The sequence below is a fragment of the Vibrio anguillarum genome (assembly GCF_001989995.2).
Taxonomy (GTDB): Bacteria; Pseudomonadota; Gammaproteobacteria; order Enterobacterales; family Vibrionaceae; genus Vibrio; species Vibrio anguillarum.
On the sequence record NZ_JAHGUP010000018.1, the window covers coordinates 1 to 12057 of the forward strand.

Annotated in this window: 11 protein-coding genes; 1 reads left to right on the plus strand and 10 read right to left on the minus strand. The window is 42.0% G+C overall.

Annotated elements, in window-relative coordinates; translation table 11 throughout:
- Positions 1 to 15: 15 nt before the first annotated feature.
- The 9 genes from PL85_RS04325 to PL85_RS04365 form a co-directional block, all read right to left on the minus strand.
- Positions 16 to 279, minus strand: a complete 264-nt coding sequence (locus PL85_RS04325; protein ID WP_115339142.1) for a hypothetical protein — start codon at positions 277 to 279, stop codon at positions 16 to 18.
- Positions 280 to 391: 112 nt separating this feature from the next.
- On the minus strand, positions 392 to 997 hold the full coding sequence (gene cas6f / locus PL85_RS04330; protein WP_115339143.1) for a type I-F CRISPR-associated endoribonuclease Cas6/Csy4: 606 nt from the start codon (positions 995 to 997) through the stop codon (positions 392 to 394).
- 9 nt (positions 998 to 1006) lie between these two features.
- On the minus strand, positions 1007 to 2056 hold the full coding sequence (csy3, locus tag PL85_RS04335; protein ID WP_115339144.1) for a type I-F CRISPR-associated protein Csy3: 1050 nt from the start codon (positions 2054 to 2056) through the stop codon (positions 1007 to 1009).
- Between the two features lie 6 nt (positions 2057 to 2062).
- Entirely contained in the window at positions 2063 to 4150 is a 2088-nt protein-coding gene (locus PL85_RS04340) for a type I-F CRISPR-associated protein Csy2 (RefSeq protein ID WP_115339145.1), read from the minus strand.
- Between the two features lie 2 nt (positions 4151 to 4152).
- A complete protein-coding gene (locus tag PL85_RS04345; RefSeq protein WP_115339146.1) occupies positions 4153 to 5364 on the minus strand; it encodes a TniQ family protein in 1212 nt (403 codons plus the stop codon).
- A 130-nt stretch (positions 5365 to 5494) separates the two neighbouring features.
- Entirely contained in the window at positions 5495 to 6460 is a 966-nt protein-coding gene (locus PL85_RS04350) for a hypothetical protein (protein ID WP_115339147.1), read from the minus strand.
- Between the two features lie 2 nt (positions 6461 to 6462).
- Positions 6463 to 7815: an AAA family ATPase gene (locus tag PL85_RS04355; RefSeq protein WP_115339148.1), complete on the minus strand. Its 1353-nt coding sequence runs from the start codon at positions 7813 to 7815 to the stop codon at positions 6463 to 6465.
- A gap of 70 nt (positions 7816 to 7885) precedes the next feature.
- Positions 7886 to 9664: a restriction endonuclease subunit S gene (locus tag PL85_RS04360; RefSeq protein WP_115339149.1), complete on the minus strand. Its 1779-nt coding sequence runs from the start codon at positions 9662 to 9664 to the stop codon at positions 7886 to 7888.
- Entirely contained in the window at positions 9664 to 11166 is a 1503-nt protein-coding gene (locus PL85_RS04365; protein ID WP_115339150.1) for an N-6 DNA methylase, read from the minus strand. The genes PL85_RS04360 and PL85_RS04365 overlap by 1 nt, the downstream gene beginning before the upstream one ends.
- A gap of 164 nt (positions 11167 to 11330) precedes the next feature.
- On the opposite strand from PL85_RS04365, the gene PL85_RS04370 reads away from it, so the two are divergent.
- The gene (locus PL85_RS04370; protein WP_017045296.1) at positions 11331 to 11729 is read left to right on the plus strand and encodes a hypothetical protein; all 399 of its coding nucleotides are present in this window, start codon (positions 11331 to 11333) and stop codon (positions 11727 to 11729) included.
- Between the two features lie 130 nt (positions 11730 to 11859).
- On the opposite strand, the gene PL85_RS04375 is transcribed toward PL85_RS04370, so the two are convergent.
- On the minus strand, positions 11860 to 12009 hold the full coding sequence (locus PL85_RS04375) for a hypothetical protein (protein WP_017045295.1): 150 nt from the start codon (positions 12007 to 12009) through the stop codon (positions 11860 to 11862).
- Positions 12010 to 12057: the final 48 nt, after the last annotated feature.

Consider the following 12057-nt stretch of genomic DNA (forward strand, 5'->3'; position numbering starts at 1 on the left):
GGGATCATGGGGCGCTTACAGTCCTACCTCATAGTCATTGAAATTAACATCAATATCTTCAAGTCTTTTTAAATACATAGGGAACCTTTTAAACAAAAAAACCACCAAGCCAAAAACTTGATGGTTTCGTTTATTAACTGCTTGTTCAGCAGGCAGGTTGCTTTCTTCCTGACCTATTCTTAGCTGCCTATGCGGCAGGTCACAACGATGAACTTGCAAAAGCGTTACGCATGATTTTCTTGGCTGCCTATGCGGCAGGTCACTATAAAGCATAGTCATCAAGTCTCTGATTCTGCGTGCTTAAAGTCACAAATCAAAAAAATACCCTATAATATTTAAATGTTGTAAGTCATTGTTTTTGTTTATCTGAACAAGAGTTTTCAAAAAAGGGTTAAAGCATCAAGTCAGGAACAGTCCCTCTTTTTTCATTATTGGTTGAAAAACCATAGCTATTAAAACTGGATTCAGCACGCTCACCTACAAACTCCTTTTGAATAAACAGAATAAAATCCTGCCCTGATGAACCGCTAGAAATAGGTATTCTATGAAAGCTATCGATTACACGCTCTTCCACCGCGACTGGTAATCGTTGTTCAGCCCCAGAAAGCTCGGCTCTCACCATGCTACGTTTAATTCGCCGTTTCTTCGAGCCTAAAAAGCTCTTGTTAATCATTTGGTTGCGAACAAACCTTACTTCCCCCAAGCTCTCAGGTGCCTCGCAGACACTCGATAGTTCGAATAAACCTTCATTTATCATCAAAGAAAAATAGGGCTGAAAAGAAAGCCCAATCATCATATCTTTATCTTCAGCAACAAAGGCTATAGTTTGGCCAACTGAAGATTCACCCCAGCTTGGAAAGCTAACGCCTATTCGGTTCATCACTTGTGGGTTATTGACCATAAACATATGCATTTGATGAATGCATCGACCCGCCAAAAGTTCGAAGTCAGCATGGGCAGGAATATAACGTATGTAGAAGTAGTAACGCTTGGTCATGGTTGTCCCTTACTTAGCCTTCGCTTTTGACTTTGACTTTGAACAGTTAAACAGTCCACCTTTGATTAAGACCGACATAATAAAATGAACATCATTAGGAATGGTTTGGGTAGCAGTCATACTTTCAATCCAATTCTCGGTATTTCTGAGCAGTTGATAGAAATCGTTCTTGAAAGTTACGTGTCGTCTTGCTATGACGTATTCCCTATCTGCACCATACTCATTCACTCTTAGGGGCTTGTCTGCATCTTCATGCCACCAGTCGTCAATGGACTGCAAAGCTGCACCAACTTTTTGCCCATGAAATGCGACTGTCTCTTTTCCGCTCAGTAGCTCTACGGTTGCTAGTTGCTTAGTAGGAACGCCATCTTCGCGGCTATCTAAGAATTCTTGACTAGGGTAGATCTCATCCCCCCAACCCACACCTATCTTGGCTTTAACATCCATATAGAAATATTCACTTGAGTCAGATAATGCTCGTGTCAAATAAGCAGTGAGCTTTTCCAGACATTCTGTTGAGGCTTCATCCCAATGCCCATACCAAGATAGCCTTGCCGCATTCTCTATAATCACGGTTTCTGAATCACTGGTTTTGACTTCTATTGTTAATTTTCGGCACTCTCGATTACGCCAAATCCATGTTCCAAGTAAAATGTTCTTTGCGTAACGGTGAGCAAGTTCGGAATACCCATTGAGCTCTTTATAAGTTTTAGCCAATGATGAAAGCTTATGGCGCACTTCATCATCACTACACACATCAGGATTTAGGGAGTTCGCTCGGATTCGAAGTGAAAAAGCGCAATAGATATCATCAACACCAGGCTTTACATAGCACTCTTCAATGTACTGAGGATTGGCATAAGCTAAATCTTGGGGCGCAACATTCTTTTCAGCAAACTTGTCCCCCTTATAGGCTTCGGCATAACCACTTTTTGGGGCCCGCAACCGTGTCCTGTCGATCTCAAGGGGGCACATCTCACCATCGTTAGACAAATGGTAGAAATATGCCTTGCCAGCAGAGAGTGATCGTACATAGTTCAACTGATTACAAAGTTCCATAAGCGATTAATTCCTATCGTTTTTTATAAGAATAGCTTCGCTACTGCATTCTAGCGACCAAAAGGCCTGACTAAAAAAGTGATCTCTTCCACTAAAACGAACTTCTATCGGGTTCAAGCGCTTAGAAATACCAAGAGCATTTTCTGCATAGGCATGACAGTCGGTAATTGAGTTACCCCGATCAGTAGGATGCTCTAATAAATGATATCCAATAGAAACAGGCAAAATATCTGCATCTTTTGCTAAAAACTGCTCTAGTTCGTCGAAACTCGCAGGCTGCTTTTCGCTTGGGTATAACCATCGCCCGTATGCCGGTAACCCCTTTAACACATGGAAAATCTCACCCTTGCTCGTAAAGGTTCTGAGCCAGTCTATCTGTGACGATATCAATGGCTGATATAACGCCCCTCCAGCAAACGAACTTGGAAGTGCGGTCTTAAGCGCTGACTCAAAATCAGAAATTCGACTCTCGCTATTAACCCTTATGACCAGATCTATCTCTAGATCAGACAATCGTTCACTACGAATGGTCGGTCGTTTCGCATTAGAAACCGTTCGCGCTTTGGCCACTGAATTAGGTTCAGTCAGCTTCGCTGTTGATTGAATATTCTCGTTTCGAACATAAAAAGCGAAACTCGAAAACTCAACTGGGGAACCATTGTTAACTAATTGATTAAATTGCCTTTGATAATCGTGCATGAACCCCCAAATGGCCGTTAACGAAGGAACGCCACACAAATAAGGACTGCTCATCGCTACCGCATCTTGCACTCTCATTGACGACAGGTAGATATATTGCTCCCCCGTCACCATATCTTGATTGTTAATTGGCTTACTAAGTTGCTCAAGCACCCATGTCACTTGGGCTTTAGCTACCTGCATCAGTTTTGGGTGATAAGCAAACTTGGCAGAATAAATATTATTTTGAAACGCGAGATGTAAGCGTCGGTTAAACTCACCAGCCAAAGAGCCAAGCTCCAATTCTGGTAACGACAAAAAGGCTTGAGCTAAGGTGTCGTCATACTCTAGTTGCTGCTGATTGGGTTCAGATTCGGCGATATCTCTTAACTCAATGAGTGGAAGCATCCACAAGGCTATCTGCTTTCGTAAAATCTTACTCCTAACCTGACGAGCTCTTTCTCTTTGCCGCTGTGTTTTGGATGGCTCAGACCCAGTTAGGCGATTTAGTACCTGACAAATTTTGGCGTTAGTTACCTGATAGTCATCAAAGTAATGACCACTCTTTTGACGACTTGCCGTTAACGTCCCACCCTTGGTCTGTTTAACGCCTAGCGGGTAATTTAGGACTCTCATATACCCACCCAAACTGCCACACAGGTTCCCAATACTGGGAGAGTTAGGCAGTGACGAAGAGACAAAACTGAGCTTGTTTTCAGGACTTCGCGCTCTTATTTCTAATTCGCACTGAAGAGCATGACTCACAACGGGGGTTATCGAAACATAATCATCCCCCCATGGAAACCGTAGTTGCTTACTGTAAGTACTGACACTGTCGGGAAAACTATTCTCAGGGAGTTGTTCTTCAATTGCACGTTGTAAGCGAGCAAGTGACTTCACATCCAAGCCAAATTCTGTAAGTAGATCGAGCCAAACTGGGTTTTTCTGCTGAATAAGCGAAAGAATACACACTGGCTGTGATTGCCATTTAAAAGGATTCAGTAACCACAATGTGTGACGATAGACAGCAGAATTATGAGCCCATCCCAATCGCTGATCCAATCCTGCACTTGAAATAAACTCCTCGGTTGTAGAAAGAGGTCGCGCAATTATCCGCTGATCCTTAACACGGCAATCTGGAAACTTTAGGTTATGAGTGTGGAGCCATTGGATTTCAGCAAGAGACTCAGCCAGATTTTCATCATTTTTTAAGTACTTTTTAGCACGGGCAACGTCCAACCAATCGGTGCATTTATCTCCTTTATGATTAGAGCTTAAGTTCAACAGAATAGTCAGAGCTTCTTTTTCTAGCCCATCGATACAGACGTTTTCCGTATACGGCATGAACATCTTCTTCAGAACGGCTTGCTTTACCGTCTCACCTTCAATTGCTAATAAATCATTTAATTTCGTCATGATTACCACTCAGGTAGGTATACGCTTAAACCATCACTTTCAGAGCACATTCGCGTCAATTTTGTTTCGATAACACTTCTTAGAGTGAAGGCAGATTCGTGGCTCGCTATTTTGGTGTGCATTCGCGGCCTGATAGCAGCTTTTATCTCTCCAAACTCATACAAGCGATACACTTCATCGGTTGTGCAAGAGAACAGCGTAGAAGCTTCTAACGGGCTAAGCAGAACATCGCCTATATTTCCTTTAGCACTTGAAGGCAACATTGCCATTAGCTTGGTAAAGTAGGCTAACACTTGAGTGAGTACAGCATTCCGACTTAACTGCCTACTCGGTAATTGGCGACAATCTTTAAGCAGAGCACCAAAAGCTTCATTGAAAAAAATTTTCTTCCAATCTTTTACTCGGACAAGTTCAGCCTTCTCTTTCAAGGCATCGAGGTCTTGCCACAATGGCGTTGGCCAAGCGCCACAATATTCAATGAATGACTCAAAGCTGATGTTCTCAATATCGCCGTAACGATTAACGTACCATAGTAAAAAACCATAGCGCTCAGATATCGTCATTTCTGCCTTCAGTAATCTCAAAGGTTTTGAATTATTTCCTGACAACCATTGAGCGACCAATACCTCAGCCTCTGGCGCATCCTCTAATGGCGAGTTTCGTAGATCATAACCACATTCACATTGGTTAATACTCTCGGTACTTTGGTATTCAAGTCTCGACTTACACTCAGGACAGTGATGAACCAGTTTACAGCCATGGTGTTCACAAGCTTGGTGAGAGATAAATTGCCACTGTTGACGAATGTATGGAGCCTCACTAATACATAGGGGGCAAATAGGCGTGAAGCGTTTACCAAGAAAAATGAAAGGATAATCAGATCCCAACCGATGAACGGCTTTGTATTCGGGAGAAAATTGAGCTTTTGAATGTGACAACGCAAGGCGAAGTGCGCCAAAGTTGTTGAGCCTTAATTGGTTCTCAAGATGGATAAGCACTCGCACCCGCATTTGGCTTGTGGTTTGAGCGTGGTAGATATTGATTCGGTTGAGCTCAAGGGGGAAAGCACCAGCAATCGCTTCATGCTGATCCATCGTATCAAACCAGATATCTTGCGCGAAATGAGAAAATCGCTCGTAGCCTTGTTCTTGCGATAAGCGCAGCAAGAAGCTTTCGAGCGACTCGTTAGGGTAAAGTTGAATGTCTGTATTCACATGCCACCGCCAAAGCTTAGAATGTCTAAGTTTTAGTATGGCCGTTAATCCGAGTAATTCAAATTCTGTAGAGTCAAATTGTGACTAGAAATCAATTTAAAGTTTAGTCCAAATTACAATTGCCCCCACTTTACAAGCTAGTACAACCAGGTTCACGATTGCGATTTAAAGCAATATAAATGTCTTCAAAATTTGTGAAAGTTAGAGGCTTAATGGTAAATGAATTATTAGAAATAGGTTTTTCTCGGAAAATATCGATACCATTACCAATCTCAAACACATAATCATCTAGACGTATCATTCGATCATGTGCCTCTTGGCCAAAAAATCGATTCTTACACAGAGCAAAACTACAATTTACAACAGATTGGTTATAAAAAGGCTTTTTCCTAAGCACATTATCTAAATAGGACTTTAGATCTGTTGCATTCGTCATTTTTCCATTTATATCACATGCACCAAATATAGTTATCTCATATTTTTTACCCGTAGTTGAAAGAAACTCTATAAATTTATCTAGAGCTGTTCGCTTCCCTAATTTATGATCTTCTAAGATATTAAGAGCAGAGAACCTGTCAATAATGGTTATTCTCTTAGTATGAAGCGCTAGGTTCTTAAACCTCTCGTCCCAAATCGTATTGATATCATCACCATTTTTGATTTGTTTTAAACATAAGCTCTTACTTTTTTCGAAGTTTTTTGACTCCCCAAAATTCACTGGAGAAACGATTTCAAACTTGTCAGGGTTATCATATCCTTTAAAATCATCTGCATAGTCCGTTGCAATTATTCCGGTAGTAACATTTTGCTTAACTAGTTCATCCTTTACATGGTCGAAACTATCGTAGTCAGATATTGTCACTATACTTGGTGTAATCACTGTGTTTTTAAACTGAGATAATGCAGTTTGCCATTTAACAGAATATTTAGGCGGTACTTTATTTATAGAAGCAAGTATTTCCTTTTTGTGACTTGCGCAGATACCTAAACAGCCATAGTGCTGCCAACTCTCTAATAATGATATGTTCAACTGAGCGATTAGCTGTAAAGATTTATCATCAAAAAGCTCACTATCAAAATAAAATGTTGTCAGCATAATTAAAGTCCAAACATTTCATTAACACGTTCTTCAAAAAAACCATTCGGCCAATGGGTCAAGAAGTCGCCTTCATCATCCAGCTTGAGCTCTGTAACCTGTGCTCCTAAATCGCCCACATCTACATATAAAACTGATACCATTTCCTTTGGTAAAGTTCCTTCGCGAATTCGTCTTTGAATACGAAGCATTAAAGCTTCGCTATGAGTCTCGATAATCCATTGATTTTTATGGTTTGCTGATACCGATTCTATAAATAGATCTGCGAGATGAGCCTGAAGGCGTGGATGTAGGTGTATTTCAGGTTGCTCAACACAAATCAGTTTCTTTTTTGAGACTATCGCTTCTAATATTATCGGAAGCACCTGTCCAATACCAAAGCCGACATCTTTAGGAGTTACAACTGCACCATTGCGTAAATCTGTGAGCTGAATAGAAATTAATGGACCTGAATTCACATTACCAAGATCTTCAACATCAATTTTGTACGGAATATTAAATTCAGCAAGGAACGAGTTCATCTTATCTTTCGTAGTAGCACTCGATTTATAGATTTCTAAACCTAAGTTATTCTTGCCTTGTCCACGTTGGTAGCTGCTAATCGCATCAGAATAAAATCGCTTGGGAGAGCTTCTTAACGGTCCTAAATATTTAAGATCTCCAACAACATAACTAAAGTCATCAATCACTTTGTTCGTGTAAGAGCTTAAAGCTGACTCTGTAGAATTAACACTTGTAGGGAGATTTAAGTTTGAAGAAACATAAAACGGTTGAGACAGACTATTATCCAGACTGTTCCAAGCCTTACCATCATCTTTAGCTATCTTCTCACGGCTTCCTATAACTCTACGCAAGCTGTCGCTCTGTGTAAGTGAATATATTGGACCGATTGAAGTATCACGCTTTCTCTCAAGTTGGAAGCTAACTTTTTCTAGGTTCTTGCTTCCACACTTAAAGCTGTAATTTGTTAAAACAGTTTTATCATTCTTATTCTCATACGAAATTTCTAACTTGCGTATATCAGCATTGGCAAATAACATATCATATGAGTGCCTTTGCCTATATTCTTGAGCATCATGCTGACTGGTATATTCAATCGAAAATGATAGTTTCTTATTGCTATCTTGCCGATGAACAAGAGACTCGAATGTACCAAGGTTAATTGAATCACCCGAAGTGACTAGCTCCCCTTGTTTATCTTTTGCTAACATTGTTTGTTGCAGCATCATCAAAGCCTGAATGACAGAACTTTTCCCCGAAGAGTTGGGACCATAAATTAATGTAATCGGAGCTAGCCTTAATGCTTGTTTATGGGAAAATGCTTTAAAGTTTTCTAATTCAAAGTTAGTTATCATCTATTAATCCTAATGGATGTCCATTTCCTTTATTTGCAAAGGTGGGAGATTATGCTTCACAAGCGAATACCTAAGCTACCTGCTCAACAACAGCATCAGTAAGCTGAAGTTGGGTTTGTTGGCTGTCGCGTAAGCGTTGTTTTAGCTGTTCACAAAATGAGAGAAGCTCTTTGGTTTTTGCCATCAATCGCGCCTGTTCTCTAACTGGTGGCACTGATACGAGCATGTGCTTCATTAGCGTACCGTTTACATTTGCTTGTCCACACTGTTGCTTGATGTGCGGTTCTATCTGAGTTTTTCTGAATAATGGAGTATTCATACTCAAGCTCAAATATTCAGGCATCACGTTATTGAAGCTGCAACGTATACGAATTAGGTAAGAAGCAAATGTATAAACATCATCCTCCCCTTTAAACATACCTGTTTTGCCTACTAGTTCAGCGCTGTTCGTACGGTTATATAGAACGTCACCAAACTTCAGGTATAGATTTGGTAAATCCTCGATTTGTGCAGAAACTACTTGATGCTCTCTTAGAATGACTTTACCAGCCTGAATATCACCCATCTTTAATACGGGGACACCATCAGGTAGCTCTGTGACAGTTTTTTCTGAACTTCCATATTCGCTGAACAAAGAAGCATCGAAAATTCTCGCCCACTCCCACCCATTCGGCAGTTCAAACGGCTTTTCATCATCAGCTATCGGCGGCAGGGCTTTTTGCTTTTTGATTTTCTTCTCTTTCACCAACTGCGCTTTTTCTTCCGCAATACGCTCAAGCAGTTTTGCTGCTGGTTCATCATTTGGGTCTTGCGGTACCAGCTTACCCATCACCGCCAGTTGCAGGATGGTTTGCTTTAGCTGGTCGATGCTTTGCTCAGTGGTGAACAAGGTATCGAAGTGCTCGCTGATGCGTGTCCAGTTCGCCATCAGTTCGGTGGCGTCTTGGCTGTTGGTGAGCGTCGCCAGCAAGGTTTCTACCAATACCTGATGTGCATCAAGGCTGGCTTCGGTTTGCTGTTCTAGTTGGTCGCAGAGCGCCATCAGTTCGTCGACTTTGGCGACGATGCGGTGTTGTTCTTCAACAGGGATAACCGGAACAAGCGTTTCATTGGCTCGGCTGATCGTCAGCGTGTGCACCGTAGTGCCCATACTTTCTTTGTGAATTGCATCGAGCCAGTACCGAGACTTGAACAGGTAGTACAGGAACTCGGCACTTAGCCCGTGATAGTTCTTAAAAATAAGTACGCTGGCATCTTTGAAGTAGAACTTTTCGCCAGCTTTAACAACGTAGGGCATGCCAATAGTCCCCACGCCGGTCACCATCAGATCGTCCGGTTCAGGTACAAAACCGCTCTGAGCATGCTGCTCAAAAAGCGCTTCAGAGATGAATAAGTCATTATCCACTGAACCATACTTGGATAGCTGTACAATTTCTCGCGCACGGTAGAAGGGGACCCCGCTGTCTTGCCAATCCTTTTTGTGGACACGGGAGCTGGATGCCATCAATCCCAAAGAACCGAGTCTTGCCCACTTCCACCCTAGCGGCAGAGTAAACGGCTTATCCTCGTCGCTGATGGGCGGCAGTGGCTTCGGCTTTTTGATCTTTTTATCTTTCACCAACTGCGTTTTCTCAGCCGCAATTCGCTCAAGCAGTACTGAAGCAGGCTCATCACTCGGATCTTGCGGCACCAACTTACCACGCACTGCCAATTCCAAAATAAGCTCACGCAGTTTTTTGATGCCGTAAAGCTCGCGCTTTTTGCTGCTACCACGACCAGACGCAGATTTTGCTTTGATGGCCGACGTCCAAATATCGATATGATCAGTAATCAGTTTTTCTGCAGACATTACTTCACCTCATCCGCAGTTTGCGATGATGAAGCTGTTTGTGAAGAAGACAGGGCATTCCCCAGAATATCTTTCAGTTGGTTGCGTAGCTCGGTGATTTCTTGCTGTTGCGTTTGGTAGCTTGCTAGCAGTTCATCGGGGTCATGGCTGACCACTTCGCCTTGATACGGGTTTTTAATGTCTAGGTTGAAGTTACGGGCGATGATCTCATCAATCGAGACTTTCCACGCGTGGTTGCTTTCTACGCGGCTGGCAAAGCCGTCTGCTTCATTGCCCCACCAATCGATTTCTGCCTGAAATTCTTCAAACTTCATCGGTTTGGTTTTGCTGTAGTTCTTCACACCCTCTGGGTATGGGTGCTCGAAGAACCACACGTCTTTGGTTGGTTTGCCTTTGGTGAAGAACAGAATGTTGGTTTTAATGCCCGTGTAAGGGTTAAACACGCCGTTTGGCAGGCGCACAATGGTGTGCAGGTTGCATTCTTCGGTTAGCAGCTTTTTGATTTTGGTTTTTACGCCTTCACCAAACAAGGTGCCATCAGGCAATACCACACCCGCACGGCCATTTGCAGGATCCAGTACTTCAATAATCAGTTGTAGGAACAAATCCGCCGTTTCACGAGTTTGCATTTCAGCCGGGAAGTTCTTTTCAATCCCGTCTTCTTCCGTGCCACCAAACGGTGGGTTAGTCGCAATTACATTGATATTGCTATCCCAGCTTGAAAGCGGTTTGCTTAGTGTGTTGCCGTGCTTAATTTGTACAGGTACTTCAATGCCGTGCAACATCATATTGGTAATACATAGAAGGTGTGGCAGTTGTTTTTTCTCGACACCGTGGATTTGCTTTTGCAACGTTTGGTGGTCAGCTGCTGTTTTTACGTAGTTGTTTTTAACGTGGTCGAATGAACAAGCAAGGAAACCGCCCGTCCCCGTTGCAGGGTCCATAATGGATTCACCTAATTTTGGATCTAGACGGTCAACGATAAAACGAGTGACTGCACGAGGAGTATAGAACTCACCCGCATTGCCTGCGCTTTGCAGGTCTTTTAAAATTTGCTCGTAGATATCACCGAATAGGTGGCGCTCTGAAGAATCAGTAAAATCAATTTCATTCAGTTTGTTGATTACTTGGCGAAGCAACGTACCGTTTTTCATGTAGTTGAACGCATCGCTAAACGCTTCTTTCACCACATAACCACGTGGGTTCAAGTCAACAGGGGCGATTAGGTTTTTTAGCTTGTAGAACAAGTCGTCGTTTACGAACTCAAGCAGTCGATCACCGGTAATGCCTTCAGCATCTTGAGCCCAATTGCGCCATAGGTATTGCTCAGGGATTGGAGTTTTATAATCGTCCAGTTCCAGTTCTAACTCTTCTTCTTGAGCATCAAACACTTTAAGAAATAACAACCAAGACATTTGTCCAAGGCGCTGTGCATCACCGTCGACCCCCGCATCTTTACGCATGATGTCTTGAATGGATTTGATTACTGAACTGATAGACATGGCTTACTACTTTAACTGACCTAAAATTTGGCCGAATTATAGCAGAACTTAGATCAAAAAATTTAAGCTAGCTCTATGAATGTATAGGAATGATTATGCTTTAATCACTCAAACACGTATTAAAACGATCTCATAGAACAATAACCCACCAATTTGGCTAGAAAATGAAAATAGAATGCCCGCATTGTCAGACGGATAACCTGATTGAATTTGCTGAGAACATTTCATGCACTGAATGTAAGAAAAATTTCAAAGGTTATAAATTCAGTAAACGAAAGCTCGTTTCTGCCAGTACAGCTTTTCTGGTTGGTGCTGTAGGCGCTTACGCTGTTGAAAGTGAATTAGACAAAAAAAGGTATCCTTTGGAAGTAGAATACGCAATTGTCGATACTTGCGTAAATTCTAGCGAAAACCTTGTGTCGGTAAGTTGGTATGAAAGTAAACGGGAAACCTGTTTATGCGCATTAGAAAAAACCGAAAATGATGTGGCGTTCTCAGACTATAAGTCTGATCAAGATATGTTCCTTCACACATTCAAGCAACATGCTAGAAGTTGCTCTTAAATAAGAGAGGCAGCATTTAGCTACCTCTCTTTTAAATATTAACGCTTAGGTGTATTACCGCGCCCGGGACCAGATGGGTTACCAGTTTTGCTTGGGTAGTTTGGGTTTTGAGTACTCATGGTAATTTCCTCTATTTAGATGTTTTTTGGTTGTTGGCAGCAGCACGCTGTGCTCGGCCAACAAAATCGCCTTTTGGTACTTTGCCACCATTTTGTTTTGCGACATTACCTTGAATGCGAGCAGCGGCTTCAGGTGTCATTGGGGTTTTAGATTTAGTCATGATTTTATCCTTTGTTATCGTGATTAATGTGTCTTCGCTAAGACAAAG

Coding starts and splice junctions, on each gene's coding strand:
- PL85_RS04325 (WP_115339142.1), bottom strand. CDS start 279: ATGACTATGCTTTATAGTGACCTGCCGCATAGGCAGCCAAGAAAATCA.
- cas6f (WP_115339143.1), bottom strand. CDS start 997: ATGACCAAGCGTTACTACTTCTACATACGTTATATTCCTGCCCATGCT.
- csy3 (WP_115339144.1), bottom strand. CDS start 2,056: ATGGAACTTTGTAATCAGTTGAACTATGTACGATCACTCTCTGCTGGC.
- PL85_RS04340 (WP_115339145.1), bottom strand. CDS start 4,150: ATGACGAAATTAAATGATTTATTAGCAATTGAAGGTGAGACGGTAAAG.
- PL85_RS04350 (WP_115339147.1), bottom strand. CDS start 6,460: ATGCTGACAACATTTTATTTTGATAGTGAGCTTTTTGATGATAAATCT.
- PL85_RS04355 (WP_115339148.1), bottom strand. CDS start 7,815: ATGATAACTAACTTTGAATTAGAAAACTTTAAAGCATTTTCCCATAAA.
- PL85_RS04360 (WP_115339149.1), bottom strand. CDS start 9,664: ATGTCTGCAGAAAAACTGATTACTGATCATATCGATATTTGGACGTCG.
- PL85_RS04365 (WP_115339150.1), bottom strand. CDS start 11,166: ATGTCTATCAGTTCAGTAATCAAATCCATTCAAGACATCATGCGTAAA.
- PL85_RS04370 (WP_017045296.1), top strand. CDS start 11,331: ATGAAAATAGAATGCCCGCATTGTCAGACGGATAACCTGATTGAATTT.
- PL85_RS04375 (WP_017045295.1), bottom strand. CDS start 12,009: ATGACTAAATCTAAAACCCCAATGACACCTGAAGCCGCTGCTCGCATT.